Raw genomic sequence first — 16,875 nt, 5'->3', positions numbered from 1 at the left:
TGGTGGCGGATCAAATTCAGGAATTCTTCGCGAGTTTTCTGTTCATCTTGAAACACGCCCAACATGGCACTCGTAACCGTCCAAGCACCCGGTTTTTGGACGCCCCGCATCGTCATGCACATATGGCTGGCTTCCATTACTACAGCCACTCCCTTCGGTTCCAATATTGTCTGAACTGCTTCGGCAATTTGGCGTGTCAAACGTTCTTGCACCTGCAACCGGCGGCTGTACATCTCGGAAATTCTGGCTAATTTGCTCAGTCCCACTACTTTTTGGTTGGGAATGTAAGCCACGTGAACTCGGCCCATAAACGGCAGCATATGGTGTTCGCACATACTGAATACGCTGATGTCTCGTACCAGTACCATTTCGTTGTGGCCTTCGTCAAAGATAGCGCCGTTGAGGAGTTCTTCGAGGGATTGAGTATAGCCGCTGGTGAGAAACCGCAGTGCTTCTGCTACCCGCTTCGGGGTTTTGAGCAATCCTTCGCGTTCGGGGTCTTCTCCTACTCCCAGCAGCAGGGTGCGAACGGCCTCGATCATTTCTTCCTGGCCTACTTCTGAGGGTACGGGTACGCTGGATTCTTGACCGTGCGAGGAATTGCGATCGGGTCGAGTGGGGATGCGCGGGGAGTTATTATCTGCTGTTTGTAACAGTTTCATGCTGTCAGTCGAGAGTGAGTTCGAGCCATTGGAATCGGTAGAAGATGCAGTTGTCATAACAATTTGGTGTGAGGGTGAATCGATTTTCGATAGGGGGATATAGCTAGAGATTCAAAGATTGTTGAATTCGAGAAAAATCCAGCAGTCTCAAATCTTAAGTTCACAAAACTCCTGCGTTGGACATGAGGGTGATTTCTTCAATTACTGCATTTGCTGGCAACTGAACTGCGTGCAGAATTGATTGGGCCACGATTTCTGGGGTTAACATGGCGCTGCGATCGAAGTCGGCTTGCACGGTGTCTGTGTCCCACATGGGAGTGTTGACAGAACCCGGACAGATTGCTGTTACCCGAATTCCGCGAGCCCGTTCTTCGGCGGCTAAGGTTTTAGACAAAGCCATGAGACCGAATTTGCTGACGCAGTAGGGCCCCCAGTTGGGGAAGGTTTGGATGCCGGCGATCGAGGAAACGTTGATGATGATTCCCGATCCGCGATCGCGCATCGACGGCAAAACTCCTAGAATGCACTGCCAAACGCTAGTAAGATTGAGGTCTAGAACGCTCTGCCAGTCGGCTAGGGACGTTTCGGTCAAAGAGCCGGTGTAGCCCATACCCGCGCTGTTGACCAGGATATCTACGGCACCCAATTGAGCTGCGATCGCGCTGATGCTGCTTTGCACTTGCTCAATTTTTGCCAAGTCTAAGGGATAAGCTTCTGCTTTCACTCCGACTTCTCGGGCTGCTGTGGCAACGGCTTCTAAGTTTTCCGACTCTCGGCTAACTAAGGCCAGATTTATGCCCTCGGCAGCGAACGCTAGAGCCGTCGCTTTGCCAATACCGCTGCTGGCTCCGGTAATCAGAGCCTGCTTTGTTGTGGGATGGTTCATCAGAAATATGGGTTTGAAACCCCGTCCTTTTAGGACGCCTTTACATTGACTTAAAACCTTTGCGGGGTGGAGGGGTATGGTTGCCCCTCCGATGAGGTATGGTTGCCTCAATCTCCTTTCGGAGTAGAAGAGACGACCTGCCAGGTCGTCTGTACTTCGCCAATGTTTTAAGAGCTTGTTAGGCTGAAAGCACTGTCCCAGTGACCTTAGAACTGTTTAACCTTCAGCGACAGAGCAAAGGACTAGCTACGCATCCCAGGGTGTCGTGACTCCAAAAACGTAGTCAGTTAAGACTGAGGCTGGTCAAAACGGCTTGTTAGATTTCTCCTTCAAGCCTCATGCCTTTAGGCTGAGGTTCTTGACTGTCCTAATACTTTCGCTCGGCAACTTCCTCAAGCGTTGCAGCCTTCTTCGGCAAATTAGAAAGCTGTCTGCTACGGGCGATCGCAGTTAATTATGAGATCCACATTAAGAACTGTTAAGCGGGTGTCACCTGAGAAATTATAACACTGCTGATTGATTTGCAGAATAATGAGTTATCAGTTAAGAGATTTTTAAGTCCTAACTGATAACTCTGAATCGATCGGCTCAAGCAGAAAGTTCAGTGAATACACCGATGTCGCGAAACTTTTGATACCGAATCTCGCGTCGCTGCTGACCAGTAAGCTGTGTCAGTTCTGCTAAGTTTTCTAACAAAGCTTGTTTGAGTATGGACGCAGCTTTGAGGGGATTCGAGTGAGCGCCGCCGATCGGCTCTGGTACTATTTGATCGAGAACGCCGAGGTTTTTCAAATCCCAAGAGGTGATTTTGAGGGCCTCTGCGGCCAAGTTAGCTTTCCCAGAGTCTTTCCAGAGGATGGCCGCACAAGCTTCGGGGGTGGCGACGGTGTAGACGGAATGTTCCAGCATCAACAGCCGCTCGCCGACACCGATACCCAATGCGCCCCCGGAACCTCCTTCGCCGATGACGGTGCAGATGATGGGAACGTCGAGGCGAAACATTTCTCGGAGGTTGCAGGCGATCGCCTCTCCCTGTCCGAGCTGTTCTGCTTCTAAGCCCGCCCAAGCTCCCGGAGTGTCGATAAAGGTGAAAATTGGCATTCCGAAGCGATCGGCGTGTTCCATCAACCGCAGGGCTTTGCGGTAGCCGCCGGGAGCAGCCATGCCGAAGTTACGGGCGATATTGTCTTTAGTGTCGCGCCCTTTTTGATGGCCGATGATGACTGTGGGACGCCCGTCTATGCGGGCAATTCCGCCGACAAGGGCCGGGTCGTCTGTGCCGCGCCGATCGCCGTGAAGCTCGATCCACTCGTCGCTAATTGCCTGAATGTAATCGAGGGTGCTCGGGCGGCGCGGGTGACGGGCGAGTTGCAGCCGCTGCATGGGGGACAAGCTGCTGAAAATTTCTTGTCGCAGTTGGGCCGAGCGAGCTTCGAGTTTGCGAATTTCGTCGGTGACATCGACGCCGTTTTCTGCGGCGAGTTCGCGGATCTGGTGAATTCGGGTTTCTAGTTCCGCCAGCGGCTTTTCAAAATCTAGGAGTAGTGGTTTGCGGTCTGAGTTTGGCACGCTGATAATTTCTATAAGGTTTTAATTTTTTGTCGATCGACTATTTCCAGATCCTACCGTGTCAGGGGATGCTGAAAAAGAGGGAAAATCGAAAGTTTTGAATTTTGAATAGTGATTTGCTGCCGGACGCCGTTGAAAACCAGCTCCTTGATGTTCGTTTTGTGGTAAACTGTTATGGCTCAGCTCAGAGTTTTACCCGGAGCTTTCCCCGCGCGCCTATGCCTGCCCACAGCCACAAAAGACCAAATCCTGCTGAATTGTTCGTTCGTACAAAAAGCGACACAAGTACGATCGAACTCACTCCCTCGGAAGCTTTAACAGCCATTTCTGTATTAGCTGTTGCCGCCGACGGTCAAATCTCAGAAGAAGAAAGACAAACCCTTGCCGCGAATCACCTCCGCTTGTTCAGCTCTTATTCAGGGGAACACTTCCAAGAGCTTTTTAAGAAAGTCCTGAACTTGAGCCGTCATTACAATCCGGCTGAGGTATTTGCAGCTGCTAAAAATACCCTAACTCCTCAGCTTCGAGAAACCGCTTTTGCGATCGCCACAGATTTAGTTTTGGTAGATGGAATATTCACTCAAGAAGAAAAGGAATTCTTAGTGGAACTTGCCGAAGCTTTAGAAATCTCGGACGAGATGGGCAAAAAAATTATCGAAGTGATGACTATCAAAAATTGCGGTCAAAACTTTTAAGCGCCTCAGCCTATTCGAGCGCTTGTTCCTTTGAAAATAGTAAGAATTATGTCATTTTGTTTTAACTATAGCGGTTCTCAAAAAAGTGAGGTATGCCCTATGCCCACGGAGGCCTATGCCCTATGCCCGCGAGAGCACCTCATGTTACTGAGAAAGGCTATACATAGGCGATCGGCCTCACCCTGAATTTTCCCAACACAAGCTACTCAAAAATTTTTGCCATTAATTTACAAATTGGATGCTCCTGAATGTCTTTAAATACTAGCTCTCCATTGTAAACAACATTCGTCACATAAATCCGGGGACTCGTGATGACGATTCGGAGCTTTTTTCTCGCTCCACGAAAGAATCCGGGGGCTTGTAGCCAGGCTGCTTTCGGTCAAAGAAGGCCTTATAAGCCTCCGTACCCCGAATCAACCACGCCTCTCGATCGAAGGCGTCGCGGTCTTCTTTGTTCCGAAGCAGCCCAATTATATTTCGGGAGCATCCTGATTGTCAATGTACTTTCTAGGAATTGAAACAGTAATACAATCATAACAATGTGACCAAATAGAGTATATTGTAATTAGGTCGAAAACAAGAAGTTTATGCAACTAACCTAGAAGTACAGCCTAAAACCCACTAAACATCAATCGGTGACGATAGCGACTCACCTCTAACTTTGCCCTAGGTTATACAACTACCGATGAGGCGAAAGATTCAAATAGTGGGAAGCGGCCAGAACACCCATCAATGCCCTCCCTTTAACTGCATATCGAGTTTCAGTAGAGGAAATCTACAAGAATATTCCTCTCACTAGAGTGCAAACGAGAGATGGTAAGAAAAAAGATGGCTCTGGTAATCCTTTAACAAAAAAGGGTAATGTTTTCTTAAACATTGATGGTGGCTATATGCAATGGCAAACTGTACAGTTAGCTGACTTAAAAAACACCAAAAGACTATTTCCTGATTACAAAGCCTTGGATTCCCAGGTTTTGCAGGATGTAGTGAATCCTGTGGAAACTTCCTTTTCAAACTTTACGATACTTGACAGAAATGGCAATCGTAGAGGCAAGCCTAAATTTAAAGGTTGACCTTACTACAAATCTCTTACTTATCCTCAACTTGATAATTAGAAGATTATCAAAGATGAGCCTTCAGAGGATTTGTATCGACTACCGCAAAAGTAGGTTAAGTGCCAATCGTATTCCATAGACCAATACCTAAAGGATTCAAGGTTAAGACTGAAACGGTTATCACAGAAGCAGATGGATAGCATATTTCCCTAACGCTAGAAGATAAAACAGTTCCAGTAACGGTTGTAGAAATTCAACCGACAGCAGAAAACAGTATGGGTATTGAGCTAGGGATTACTAATTACGCCTACCTATCCAATAATGAACGAGTTTAAAACCCGAGATTTTTGAGAGCATCTGCTGAAAAGTTGGCCAGACTTCAAGCAAAGTTAGCTAGCAGGGTTAAAGGTTATAAGCTCTAAAAAATTCTCAAAGGCAAGATTTCTAAGCTCCATAAATTTGTAGCTAGAACAAGACTTGATTGGCAATTCAAAACAGCACATAAGTTATTTGACAAGTGTGATGTTTTGGTTGTAGAGGATTTTAGTCTTAAGAATAGGAGTAAACGCGCCCCAGTCAAGACTCATATTGAAGATGGCAATTTAGTTTACTTGATTCTTGGGTCAGGCAGGTAAGAGTGGTTGGAATAAATCACTGCTTGATGCTGCTCACAGTCAATTTGCTAATGTCATCAAATATGTCGCTGGGAAATTAGGTAAAAGCGTTGTATTCCTTGACCCCAAGGGAACTTCTCAACCTTGCTGGAATTGTCTCAACAAAGTGCCTAAAGAATTGTCAGATTGATGGCATTCTTGTCAGTGAGGTGAGTCTTTGGAGAGCAAAAAAAATCAGCCAAGCTTATCAAAAAGATTGGATTGAATTGCGAAAGTGGTGGTGGTTCTACGTCACTCAAAAAAGCCCTGGCATCGAGGGAAAAAGAAGCCTGCGCTCTAATGGTACTCCGTTGACCGTCTGGTTTGTTCACGGCGCATACCCTGCGTAAAAAAAAAATATGCACAGGACTTAGGCATTTTAATGGTTGGGCGAGGATTGAAGATTCTTCGCAACACTTGTGAATGACATAATTAGGTTGTTAATGCCTAAGTCAAATACGCATATTTCCTCGTCATTTAATCCGGATTGAACCCTCAATCCACCTTAAGCTGCAACATCAACCAACATCAGGGATATCATGCAATCTACTCTATTAACCTGTAACGATCGTCTGCTTTGGGATACTTGGATGTCTTCCTGTTATTTTCCGGCACTCACTGTCGCAGATGAAATCGGCCTCTTTGCATTTTTAGAACAAACGCCTGCAACGCTAGAGGAAACCGCCAGCAAACTGGCTTTAGGCATCCGTGGCACAGAATCGCTGCTCGGATTAATGGTATCTATCGGTTTCCTGACGCAAAGAAATGCCGCATTTTATCTTACCGATACGGCGCGCACTTTCCTGCTGCCCGATAGCCACTATTATTGGGGTGGAATCTTGCATTTGATGAAGACTTTGCCACTTTCACATGAAACGGTAATGAATGCGATTAAAAAGGATGCATCGACCTTTTATTCCAAAAATGATATTTGGGAAACGCATGAAATTGACACTGAACAGGCTAAAAAATTTGCCCAACACATGCACTCTCAAACCATCGCCCCCGCAACTGCAGCTGCACAATCTGCAGAGTTTGCGGGTTTGACTAGGCTGCTTGACATTGGTGGCGGGATCGGCACTTTTTGCCTGCCACTGGCTGACAAATACCCGCACATGAAATTCACCATCCTGGAACTCTCAGTTGTCTGCCAAATAGCCAATGAATTCATTATCACTCAGGGACTGAACAAGCAAATTGATACCCTTGCAATGGATTTTTTCAAAGACCCGTGGCCGCGCGACTATGACGGAATCATCTTCAGCAATATTTTCCATGATTGGGGTAAAGAAAAATGTGAATTCTTTGTCCGCCAGAGTTTTGATGCACTAGAGCCGGGTGGGAAAATCTTCATCCATGAAATTCTGCTCAATGATGGCAAGGATATGCCAAGGGTTGCCACCGCCTTCTCCCTAATTCTGATATTGATGACACAAGGAAAACAGTATTCAGCCCCGGAACTATTCCAGATGCTCAGCACAGCCGGATTCACTGATCTCAAGGTAATAAATACCTATGGCTATTATTCCATGGTGGTTGGCAGCAAGCCCAAATAAGCAGGCGACTACTCATCGCTACTTCCCCCCATCGTCATAGACCGTATCATCCATATCGAACGAACCAGAGCCAACTTCAAAGGCAATGGTTCGTTCCAAAGCCTTATTTATCTCATCCCTGGCGCTAGTTGAGGCAGATTAAATATAGTTCACATCCAAATCATTAATATCATTCGCCGACTAGACACGATGCTCAAAATATTTACAATTCCATTGCACTGTTTCGGCAATGCCTTGTTCCAACCTGTTCCTGACATAATTTTGAGCAATCATAAGGATGGCTGCCAATCAATGGCATATCTTCGGTATAGGGAAGATGCCGACTATCTCCATAGGCTTTATCACTGGAAGCAACGATCGCCTTTTCGATCAAATGCACTTTCGTGGCAAGTCGCTGGGTAAATTTGAGAAATAAGCGACGCACCTACTATTTTTTAAGTTGTGTGGCGCGAGCTTATATTAATTCTGGTTACACCGGAATGATGGGGAGTGGTCCGTTGGGAGTAATCCGTGGGGGAAGGGGGAATTATTGACCTTGATTTTATCATTCTCATCCAACCGGAAACGATATTATTCGCTCTGTAGACTTTTTCAGCAAGCCCTATGTATTAGACATAATTTTTCTGCCTAACCTTAATATAGGGCGTTTATACAGACTAACACTGAATAGTATTAAGCTGTTGCGGCATTTAAATTCTCTGTCAAAAAAAATCAAAGTCTTGTGGGGTGTCCCGCCCGCCCTGAATATACAATTTAAATGCGCGACAGCTTAGCTTGTTTTTTTTAAGCATCAAACCTACGGAGTAATATTAAAATTTCCGACCCCTAGAAACCGGGTTTTTATGAGAATTAAAAGCCTTAAAGCACTCTTCTCCTAAAAACCCGTTTTCTGCCTAACTCCTGCAGTTAACTGTCAAAAGTCAACTGTCAACATCAAAATGATATTAATAAAGGTCGGAAACCGTGTTTGACAGAAATATGACCGATTTGCTCCATCTTTTCCACAGTAATTTGATTCCGTCCCCAAGAAAAATTGGTATACAATTTTTCAAATTCCAGCAGCATTGATTCAGCAAAACAGGCAAACAACTGTCGGCCCGGTACATCCATATTGACAATCTTCATAATTTTCCACTCAATATCGAGGGAATGCTCCACAATGCCGCCATTGAGTACGTAAATTTCGGGATGCTGAACCTGAGTTGCCAGATTTTTCGGATAGCCACCGTCAATCAATAAACAGGGTTGCTTCAATGTCTTAGGGTCAATTTCTACTCCCTTTGGCATACTGGCTACCCACACGACAATATCAGCTTGGGGCAGGGCTTCTTCCAAATCCATGATTTTGCCTCGCCCCAATTCCGATTGCAAATCTTGCAATCGTTCTTTGTCGCGGGCAATGAGCAACAATTCTGCTACATTTGTTTTAACATTCAGCCAGCGACACACCGCACTGCCAATATCGCCAGTAGCACCGCAAACGGCTACAGTGGCTTTTGAAAGTTCAATCCCTAATTTGGGGGCTGCTTCTTCTACTTGGCGGCAGAGGATGTAAGCCGTGTGAGTGTTGCCGGTTGTGAAGCGCTCGAACTCCAACTTGAGATTGCGAATTTGCTTAATTTGCTGCAAGTTGAAAGTCTCAAAAATGATCGAAGAAAAGCCGCCTAAAGCAGTGATGTTAATCCCGTTTTTTTGAGCGTGTGCCATCGCATTAAGGATTTTGCGAGTGGCTGCTTTAATCCGGCGAGTGGCTAGCATTTCTGGCAGAAAACAGGACTCCACATAGCGACCTTCTATTTTTTGTCCAGTGATGCTTGTTACGGTGATATGATCAACTATTTGGGGCGGTGCGCTGCACCAAAAATCGAGACCTTGATCGGCATATTCTGGATAGCCCAGCTCGTTAGCTACTGATTGGGCGTGTTCTAAGCTGGTTAAGTGACCGATTAGACCAAACATTAAGTTGTCAAATGAAGGAAGATTGAAAATGGAAGATGGAAGATGGAAGATGGGAAGATTAAAAATTTATATTTTAAAATGAGGTATCCCATTTTTTATTTTTTATTTTTAAGTCTTTTCCCATTCCTTATTTCCAAATTTACTAGGCTGCGAGGCCTTGTGCTGACATCCGCATGATATCGCGGTTGTTAAAGCCTATGTTACCTAGGGCTTCGCCGTAGGCAATCATAAAGTCTTCGATTAAAGCGTCTTTTTCCATTCCCAAGACGCGGGCATCGTCTGCGACAGCGTTTAGCAGCTTCCAGATGATGGGCAGGTTTTGGCGGTTGGCGGCTTCGAGTTCGGCTTTGGATTCCTCAAAGTGAGCTTGCAGCCAGACTTCCCCAAAGTTGAGGTGGCTGTATTCTTCTTTGACGACGCCTTCGGTGATTTTGCGAGCAAAGTCATCGGCGACGGGGATGTAGATGTTGTAAGCTGCGATCGCAAAACACTCGATAATTAGCGATTGAATCAGCAAGCAAGTTACAATCTGACCTTCAGCAGCGGCCGTTTGGAAGTTTCTATGCAACTCCGAAAAGAACTGCTTGGCAAATGCCATGTCCGGCGTGACTTTGAGATTCCGACCGCAAGCTTGAAAGCCTTTCATGTGGCGGTTCTCCATCTTGGACAAGCCAACTAACTCTGCTTTTTTGTCAGCCAACAGTTCGGCCAGTGTCAGGTAATTGTCGTGAGCTTCTTGTTCGCCTTCTATCACAATGGCGTTGATGCGGCTGTAAGCATCTTTGTAAGTTTCGGTTTGAAAGTCAATTGTTGGGCTGGCCTCAAGCTGGGGCATAGATATGTAGTCTCCTTATATAAGCTTGTGGGATGTTTGGAAACCCCTTTAAAATAGGGGTCAGTGACAGTACACTTTACCTATTTTGAACGCACCCCATCTAAATCAAAGATTATAGCTGAGGATTCTTTCGACAAAGAACTTTTCTTTGACGATCCGGGAAAAACTGGCGTCCTCAGAGTGTTTGCCGGACTTTTGCCGTCGAACACTCCAGAAAGACTATCGCTAGAATGCTATCTATTTACTAATTACTTGAATTAGTCGTTAGTCGATCTGTTGCCCGGAAATAGATGATAGAAATACGGTCTATGTCTCCACCTTTAAGGGTTTTACAGTACCAACTCTATCTCTAAGATTATATCCTAATCACAACTTCCGCCCTTGGTACTCCTTCTTTCCCTCTAGGACATATTATGTTGTTGTATGGGAATCTGGGAGGCGATCGGGCCCGAGAACCTCACAGGCTTATTATTTTAGGTTAATTCACAAATTTATGGGTAAATCCTTTGACAGGTCTCAAGCGCTGGAATTGCTGAGTTTTATTTTGTTGCTGGCGGGGGCTGCGCTGGTGCTGCTGCCACTGGCTGCTGTATTTTTGGTTTCGCTTTCACCATCTGGTGTTGGTGTCAAGCCCACAGCCCTGACTTTGGCGAACTATCAGGAGGCTTGGCGACGGGGTAATTTTTTGTTGGCATTCTTTAATTCTACTCTAGTGGCGATCGCAGTGACTGGTTTTCAGGTTGTGACTTCTGCTTTGGCCGGTTACGCTTTGGCCCGGCTGAAGTTTCGGGGGCGACAGGCCATAGTTTTGGGGGTTTTGGCGACGCTGGTAATTCCGTTTCAGCTTTTGGTGATTCCCATTTTCTTGGTTTTGAAGTGGGGTCATCTGCTGAATACTTACGGGGCGCTGATTTTGCCGACGGCGGCTAACGGTTTTGGGATTTTTCTGCTGCGCCAGTATTTTATGACTGTTCCGGTGGAGTTGGAGGAGGCGGCAATGCTGGATGGGGCTAACCGCTGGCAGGTTTTGTGGCAGGTGATGTTGCCTTTGGCCCGCCCTGCTTTGGTGACGCTGTTTTTGTTTACTTTTATCGGGGAGTGGAACGATTTGTTTAAGCCGCTGGTGTTTACGACGCGGCCGGAGTTGCGGACTGTGCAGTTGGTTTTGGCGGAATTTCAGGAACAGTTTACTAGCAGTTGGCAGTTGTTGATGGCGGCGGTGGTAATTGGAACTGTACCTGTGGTGTTGCTGTTTTTGGTCGGTCAGCGGCAGTTTATTCGGGGGATTGCGGCGACGGGGATTAAGAATTGAGGTGGAGATGCTTGGCAATTAAGTTTGTAGTCAGATGTTGAACCATTCTCAAGAACAGGCAAGATGCCTGTTCCACCAATACTAAATAGACCTCTTGCAAAAATAAATAGGACGGGCAAGATGCCCATCCCACAAAAAAAAAAAACTCTTGTGGTTTGGGCATCTTCCCCGTCCCATCAATTGATGAAAAGGATTTTTGCAAGAGGTCTAATGTTCTTGTGGAACAGGCATCTTGCCTGTTGCTGACATTGGTGCAAGATGGGAGTTTATAGTCACTCAGCGAGTGAAAGTGCTACTATACAAACGAAGTCCACTCCAAGCGGACTAAGAGATAAAGGGGAGATCAAAGCTGTATTATGTGAATCTATGCAAAAGCTCGGTTTGTTTTTATTTGTCCTATCTTTTCTGCCCTGGCTGGTAATCTTTTTTGTGGTGCCGTTCCTGCCGCTAAGCATCGCCGAAAAAACTACGATTGATGTCGTTCTAGCTGTTGGGGCAGAAGTTTGTTTTTGGATTAGCGTGGTGCTGTTGGGGAAAGAAGTAGTTACCAAATATCGGCGTTATTTGCATCCCCGCTATCTTTGGAAAAAAATCAGAAATTTTCACCGCAGATGAACCGGAATTGACGCAGATAATGAGCCGGGATTGTGGCGTTTATCTGCGGTCAAGATTGAGCTATTCACTAAAAATTTGCAAGCGAATAGAGCGTTCTCCGTCTCCGAAATCCACTTCTATCTTTTCTCCCGAAAGAGTGTCCAAGCATCCCAAAAGCAACCGCAAATTGGGTGTGCTTGCTCCTGTATCCACGTACAATCTATCTGCCAAACTACCTAAACGCTTCCAAATTGTGTAGAGTTTGACTACTGTTTGTTCTAGCTGCGCGGCTTGTTTTACAACGTCGGCGGTGGTTCCCAAACAGCCGACTCGCAAAGATTCTTCTAAGGCCATTTCCATGTCTAAGTGAGGCTGATTGAGAGCTTGCACTTGGGCGGCGGCGTCGAGATATTTTGATAAGTTCTTGGCGTCGGAAGTTAGCTGTTTGACAGTATCTACGTCGGGATTTTCTGCTACTTCTTTTTGAATTTCGCTTTGGTGAGATGGGGAGAGTTTCTCCATTTCTTTGACTAAAGGTGCGAGGTAGCGGGAAGGTAGAGAACCGCTAGATGCTTTTTCTTTGACTTCTTCGGGCAATAATTCTGAGTTCATTGCCATCCATTCGTCGGAGAGTTGTTTGACTTCGCGGCGGGTGATGCGATCGCCATTTGCTGCTGCATCTGTTACCATTTGCTGGACTTCGGGAGATGCTTTGGCGGTTTCTACAAAGGCTCTTTTGCTGAAGTTTCTAATGGAATCTGGGTCTAAATCTCCTTGCTGGATCAGAGTATCGGCACTATTAGCTAATTCTATCAAAGAATAGGCTTGACTTTTGCCAATTTCTCTTTCTTTGAGCCAGTTCAAAAAGCCTGTGCCGCGTCCTTCGCCGCCTTTTTTTTCTCTGTCTCGGACTGTTCGGAGAATGCGTCCCCGCCAAATGTCGGTTTGCAAGTCGAAGCGATCGCACACTTTCCAGGCATTGTCAACTTGATTTTCAAAATCAAAGTCTGGTAGTTGTTCGTCTTCGGGGTCTGGCAATTGGAAATTGATATCGGTAAAGCCGTTGAGGGCTTCTGCAAGTTCTGCGGGATTTAGGGGGACTTCAGCCATTAGGAAAAATTTGTGTAGTGCAATAGCCGGTTTAAGTGGGAATTTGCACGGGTTGACAGTTGAGACGCTACCTGTAGTAGTCAGGGGGGCAAGGCTCACCCTACTAATAGAGTTTTTGTGCAAGTCATTTTATTATTGCACGATGGAGGGCGATCGGCGAAAAGATACCCAAAATGACTCCGGGTACGCCCCGGATGGGACTTGATCCGAGTGCTGGCTGTGGGGGGATTGAGTTAAAGTGAATTAGGATATTATAGGATGGGATTACCTACTGTACTCGATCGCTAAGTTTGGGAGTATGCTCGTCAGCCTGACTATAATTTAAGTAGCTGAAAACTCAAGTTAACTTATGCCAGCTAAAGATTTTTTTCACAATACTGTTAAAACATCTCTCGAAAAAGATGGGTGGATCATCACTGACGAAAATCTATTCATTGAAGTTGAGGATGTTGATTTTTACATAGACTTAACGGCAGAAAAAATCCTCGTCGCTGAAAAAACTGGTAAAAAGATTGCTGTAGAGGTAAAATCTTTTCTAGGAGCCTCAGACGTGACTGAGTTTCACAGTGCACTCGGTCAATGTCTCAACTACCGTTCAGCATTGAGATTGACCGAACCAGATCGGACTTTGTATTTGGCTGTTCCTGAAGATGTTTACAATGAATTTTTTACTCGTAGGTTTATTCAAAGAGTGATAGTAGAATATCACCTAAAATTATTATATTAATTTTTAACCCAAATCAAGAGGAGATTGTGCAATGGAGGGATTGAATTACAGTGAAGTGGTACAAAGGATTCTTAAACACCACGTAGAAAATCGCTTAAATAGTAAGACAGAAGTGCATTTGATATTTGATACGGAACGATCTCGCTATCAATTGTTGCATATCGGGTGGGAAGAGTTGAGTCGAGTATTTGGTTGTATCATCTACGTGGAAATTAAAGATGGTAAAATTTGGATCGAACGGGATGGCACGGAAATCGGAGTTGCTAATGAATTGGTTGAAGCTGGAATTCCAAAGCAAGATATAGTTTTGGCTTTTAAAGCCCCATATAGACGGAAATTTACGGAGTTTGCTGTTGGTTGATGCCATAAGTGCGATCGTCCGAGAGGAGAAGCTGCGGGGCGATCGCTATCTTCTGATGCTAGAATTAAGAATAATCGAATAAATAGAGTAAAAATATGACAATTTACGATATAACTTCGGCTAAAATTAGCCAACTGCCAGAGTCACTTGTTCAAGAAGTGAATGATTTCATAGACTTTTTGCTCCTCAAATATAACAGTGAATTGCCACAGTTAACTGAATCAGACTTTTCTGACTATTTAAAGAATTTAGAAGCCTACGAAGAAAAGTTAGCACGAGGAGAAATTCAATGGTAGGGGCTTCATCAGTAAATGTAACTTATACCAGAGGAGATGTCATATTGTGCGATTTGAATCCGGTAGTGGGTACAGAGCAAGCTGGCATAAGACCTGCTGTCATCTTGCAGATTGACCGTGCTAATGCAGTAAGTCCTCATACTATTATTGCACCGTTTACTACTAAGATTCGTCGCGCTCTTTTACCTTCTCATGTATTTGTGCCATCTGGAGTTGGGGGTTTAAATCAAGATTCAGTGATACTTTGCGAACAGCTTCGAGTTATTGACAAATCTAGGGTTATTAGGATAATCGGTCATTTAGATGACAATTATATGGATGGGCTGGCAGTAGCCCTGCGTGTGATTTTAGGTTTGTGAGCGATCGCACTTCGTCATTGTAAAGATATGGGGCGATCGCTATTTTCAGATGCTAAAATTGAGAGCAGTAGCTAAAGGAAAAATGTCATGTCAGAACAAGACATCGCTAAGATCATTACGATCGAACCGGGGAAGCGTGGTGGCAAACCCTGTATTCGGGGCATGAGAATTACGGTTTATGACGTGTTGGAATATCTTGCATCTGGGATGACTTATCAAGAAATCCTAGATGATTTTCCCTATCTCACGCAACAGGATATTTTAGCTTGTTTGAGTTTTGCGGCTAAACGGGAGCAGTTTATGTTAGTTGTTGGGTGATGAAACTACTCTTGTTTGACCAAAATCTCTCTCCCAGTCTGGTCAATCTTCTTGCTGATATTTATCCGGGTTCCGTTCATGTCGATAGGATGGGATTACCTACCGCACCCGATCGCGAGGTTTGGGATTATGCTCGTCAGCATGACTATATTATCGTTACCAAGGATGCGGATTTTAGCGAATTGAGTCTATTGTTGGGATTTCCTCCAAAGGTAATTTGGATACGGCGCGGAAATTGCTCGACGCGGGATATCGAGGGGCTACTAAGAAAGAACTATGATGCGATCGCAGCTTTAAGTGACGCTCCTAATAGTGGCATTATCACTTTGTTTTAAGGAAAATGAAAAAATAACTACTATCTCCCTGTGTGAAATCATGCCCAAAGACTTCTCCCGTAAAAATCTCCGAGGCCGCAACTTCAAAGGTCAAAACCTCACAGGTGCAAACTTCAGCCAGGCAGACATCCGAGGCGCAAACTTCACCAATGCCATCCTCAGAGAAGCTAACTTCACCGGTGCCCAAGCCGGACTGCAACACCGCTGGAGAATTTTTCTACTAACTATCTCGCTGTTTCTATCGGTAATATCGGGATTCATGTCAGGCTTTGCTAGTTCTTGGATAGCAGTTTTTTTGATTCTAAATATCATCAAACAGTACACCATTATTTCCGCTGTGCTTATGCTGATAGTTTTGGCAATCTTCTTTATAGATACCATCCGCCAAGGTCTACGGGCAGTAGCAGTGGCAGTAGCAGTGGCAGGGGCAGTGGCAGGGGCAGCGACAATAGTGGCGGTAATGGCAGGGGTAGCGGCAGCTACAGGGGCAGTGGCAGGGGCAGCGGCGGCAGGGGCAGGGGCAATAGCATGGGCAGGGACAGCGGCAATAGCAGGGGCAGTGACAGGATTAGCTCTTTATCTTGCTGAACGTGCCTTGGCTGGAGAGGAAAAATATGCTTGGATTCACACCACTGCCATTGCCATTGCCACTATAGGTGGCACTAGCTTTCGCAATGCGGATCTAACTGATGCTAATTTCACTCACGCAATTCTCAAAAGTACGGATTTTAGAACAGCCAATCTCACTCGCACTTCCTTCCGCAATACAACAAAACTCGATCGCGCACGAGTCGGTAATTCGATATTAGCTGATACCCGCATCCGAGAATTACTCATCACCGGCAATGGCTACAAAAAATCCTATGTTGGTGCGAATCTCCAAGGAGCAAACCTGACAGGCGCTAATCTCAGCTATGCTAATCTCAAGCAGGCTAACCTCAAAGGAGCAACTTTGCATCAAGCTAGTTTGAAATCGGCAAACCTCACTGAAACTCAAGCCTTGGCAACGGATTTTACAGCAGCTTTTTTTACAGGTGCTTGTTTGGAAGCATGGAATATTGACGCGAGTACAAAGATCGATCGAGTTGACTGTGGGTTTATTTATCTTCTAGAATATCCCAAACCGGGAACTGACGATCGCGAACGCCGCCCTCACCACATCAGTAAATGTTTTGAACCGGGGGATTTCGAGAAACTCTATAAAAGAATTATGACAACCGTGCAAATCCTGCTCAAAGATGGACTGAACCCAAAAGCTTTTATCGCCGCTTTTCAGAAGTTAATGCAAGAATTTCCAGACATGACACCGAAGTCAATTCAAGGAATTGAGAAGAAAGAAAATGATGTTTTACTGACTCTCAAAGTTCCCGAAGGAACGGATAAGGATACATTTGAGCAAATTGAGAAAATTTGGGACGAAGTTTATCAAGCAAGGCTAGAAGCTCAAAGGCAAGCCGAGCAATTAAAATATAAAGATGAGGAAATCGCCTTCTATCGCCAGGAAATAGATTACATGAAAGAAATAGTGGATATTTTAGCTCAACAACCACAGTCGATTAATATTATTCAGGAGGATAAGTAAGCATAAACTCT

The 16,875-nt window shown here is 45.2% G+C and carries 21 protein-coding genes; 14 read left to right on the top strand and 7 right to left on the bottom strand.

Annotated elements, in window-relative coordinates; genetic code table 11:
* The 3 genes from folE to accA all read right to left on the bottom strand — a co-directional run.
* Positions 1-719 (bottom strand): GTP cyclohydrolase I FolE (folE, locus tag ACUVJL_RS22455; protein WP_445247860.1); only part of this gene is annotated, 719 nt, incomplete at its 3' end.
* 103 nt (positions 720-822) lie between these two features.
* Positions 823-1,548, bottom strand: coding sequence for an SDR family oxidoreductase (locus ACUVJL_RS22450; protein WP_445247859.1), 726 nt, complete (start codon positions 1,546-1,548; stop codon positions 823-825).
* A 588-nt stretch (positions 1,549-2,136) separates the two neighbouring features.
* Positions 2,137-3,117 (bottom strand): acetyl-CoA carboxylase carboxyl transferase subunit alpha, encoded by a 981-nt coding sequence (accA, locus tag ACUVJL_RS22445; protein WP_445247858.1) that lies wholly within the window; start codon positions 3,115-3,117, stop codon positions 2,137-2,139.
* Between the two features lie 218 nt (positions 3,118-3,335).
* On the opposite strand from accA, the gene ACUVJL_RS22440 reads away from it, so the two are divergent.
* The 4 genes from ACUVJL_RS22440 (at position 3,336) to ACUVJL_RS22425 (ending at position 7,076) form a co-directional block, all read left to right on the top strand.
* Positions 3,336-3,812, top strand: coding sequence for a tellurite resistance TerB family protein (locus tag ACUVJL_RS22440; RefSeq protein ID WP_445247857.1), 477 nt, complete (start codon positions 3,336-3,338; stop codon positions 3,810-3,812).
* An 800-nt stretch (positions 3,813-4,612) separates the two neighbouring features.
* Positions 4,613-4,885 (top strand): hypothetical protein, encoded by a 273-nt coding sequence (locus ACUVJL_RS22435; protein ID WP_445247856.1) that lies wholly within the window; start codon positions 4,613-4,615, stop codon positions 4,883-4,885.
* 600 nt (positions 4,886-5,485) lie between these two features.
* Entirely contained in the window at positions 5,486-5,671 is a 186-nt protein-coding gene (locus tag ACUVJL_RS22430; protein ID WP_445247855.1) for a zinc ribbon domain-containing protein, read from the top strand.
* A 388-nt stretch (positions 5,672-6,059) separates the two neighbouring features.
* Positions 6,060-7,076 carry a methyltransferase gene (locus ACUVJL_RS22425; RefSeq protein WP_445247854.1) on the top strand — a complete coding sequence of 339 codons (1,017 nt, stop codon included), beginning with the start codon at positions 6,060-6,062 and terminating at the stop codon, positions 7,074-7,076.
* Positions 7,077-7,278: 202 nt separating this feature from the next.
* On the opposite strand, the gene ACUVJL_RS22420 is transcribed toward ACUVJL_RS22425, so the two are convergent.
* From ACUVJL_RS22420 to ACUVJL_RS22410, 3 genes are all read right to left on the bottom strand, one after another.
* Positions 7,279-7,455: a GDP-mannose 4,6-dehydratase gene (locus ACUVJL_RS22420; RefSeq protein WP_445247861.1), complete on the bottom strand. Its 177-nt coding sequence runs from the start codon at positions 7,453-7,455 to the stop codon at positions 7,279-7,281.
* Positions 7,456-8,009: 554 nt separating this feature from the next.
* The gene (locus ACUVJL_RS22415; protein ID WP_333132807.1) at positions 8,010-9,035 is read right to left on the bottom strand and encodes a long-chain acyl-[acyl-carrier-protein] reductase; all 1,026 of its coding nucleotides are present in this window, start codon (positions 9,033-9,035) and stop codon (positions 8,010-8,012) included.
* Between the two features lie 142 nt (positions 9,036-9,177).
* Positions 9,178-9,870 (bottom strand): aldehyde oxygenase (deformylating), encoded by a 693-nt coding sequence (locus tag ACUVJL_RS22410; protein WP_445247853.1) that lies wholly within the window; start codon positions 9,868-9,870, stop codon positions 9,178-9,180.
* Positions 9,871-9,933: 63 nt separating this feature from the next.
* Here ACUVJL_RS22410 and ACUVJL_RS22405 point away from each other — a divergent pair, with 63 nt between their 5' ends.
* From ACUVJL_RS22405 to ACUVJL_RS22395, 3 genes are all read left to right on the top strand, one after another.
* Positions 9,934-10,131: a hypothetical protein gene (locus ACUVJL_RS22405; RefSeq protein ID WP_445247852.1), complete on the top strand. Its 198-nt coding sequence runs from the start codon at positions 9,934-9,936 to the stop codon at positions 10,129-10,131.
* 232 nt (positions 10,132-10,363) lie between these two features.
* The gene (locus tag ACUVJL_RS22400) at positions 10,364-11,182 is read left to right on the top strand and encodes a carbohydrate ABC transporter permease (RefSeq protein WP_445247851.1); all 819 of its coding nucleotides are present in this window, start codon (positions 10,364-10,366) and stop codon (positions 11,180-11,182) included.
* Between the two features lie 366 nt (positions 11,183-11,548).
* The gene (locus tag ACUVJL_RS22395; RefSeq protein ID WP_445247850.1) at positions 11,549-11,797 is read left to right on the top strand and encodes a transporter suffix domain-containing protein; all 249 of its coding nucleotides are present in this window, start codon (positions 11,549-11,551) and stop codon (positions 11,795-11,797) included.
* A gap of 60 nt (positions 11,798-11,857) precedes the next feature.
* Here the strand turns inward: ACUVJL_RS22395 and ACUVJL_RS22390 are convergent, their stop codons facing one another.
* Complete coding sequence (locus ACUVJL_RS22390) at positions 11,858-12,886, bottom strand: hypothetical protein (protein ID WP_445247849.1); 1,029 nt, start codon at positions 12,884-12,886, stop codon at positions 11,858-11,860.
* Between the two features lie 349 nt (positions 12,887-13,235).
* Here ACUVJL_RS22390 and ACUVJL_RS22385 point away from each other — a divergent pair, with 349 nt between their 5' ends.
* The 7 genes from ACUVJL_RS22385 (at position 13,236) to ACUVJL_RS22355 (ending at position 16,864) form a co-directional block, all read left to right on the top strand.
* Complete coding sequence (locus ACUVJL_RS22385; RefSeq protein ID WP_445247848.1) at positions 13,236-13,613, top strand: XisH family protein; 378 nt, start codon at positions 13,236-13,238, stop codon at positions 13,611-13,613.
* A gap of 55 nt (positions 13,614-13,668) precedes the next feature.
* Positions 13,669-13,974 carry a XisI protein gene (locus tag ACUVJL_RS22380; protein ID WP_445247847.1) on the top strand — a complete coding sequence of 102 codons (306 nt, stop codon included), beginning with the start codon at positions 13,669-13,671 and terminating at the stop codon, positions 13,972-13,974.
* A gap of 95 nt (positions 13,975-14,069) precedes the next feature.
* Positions 14,070-14,270: a DUF2281 domain-containing protein gene (locus ACUVJL_RS22375; RefSeq protein WP_445247846.1), complete on the top strand. Its 201-nt coding sequence runs from the start codon at positions 14,070-14,072 to the stop codon at positions 14,268-14,270.
* A complete protein-coding gene (locus tag ACUVJL_RS22370; protein ID WP_445247845.1) occupies positions 14,264-14,629 on the top strand; it encodes a type II toxin-antitoxin system PemK/MazF family toxin in 366 nt (121 codons plus the stop codon). Before ACUVJL_RS22375 ends, ACUVJL_RS22370 begins: the two co-directional genes overlap by 7 nt.
* A gap of 87 nt (positions 14,630-14,716) precedes the next feature.
* Entirely contained in the window at positions 14,717-14,947 is a 231-nt protein-coding gene (locus tag ACUVJL_RS22365; protein WP_265239574.1) for a DUF433 domain-containing protein, read from the top strand.
* A complete protein-coding gene (locus ACUVJL_RS22360; protein WP_445247844.1) occupies positions 14,947-15,282 on the top strand; it encodes a DUF5615 family PIN-like protein in 336 nt (111 codons plus the stop codon). The genes ACUVJL_RS22365 and ACUVJL_RS22360 overlap by 1 nt, the downstream gene beginning before the upstream one ends.
* A gap of 40 nt (positions 15,283-15,322) precedes the next feature.
* Positions 15,323-16,864, top strand: a complete 1,542-nt coding sequence (locus ACUVJL_RS22355) for a pentapeptide repeat-containing protein (protein WP_445247843.1) — start codon at positions 15,323-15,325, stop codon at positions 16,862-16,864.
* Positions 16,865-16,875 lie beyond the last annotated feature (11 nt).

The sequence above is a fragment of the Microcoleus sp. OTE_8_concoct_300 genome (assembly GCF_031383065.1).
In the GTDB taxonomy this organism is placed as follows: Bacteria; Cyanobacteriota; Cyanobacteriia; order Cyanobacteriales; family Microcoleaceae; genus Microcoleus.
This window is presented reverse-complemented; position numbering and strand designations above follow the sequence as displayed.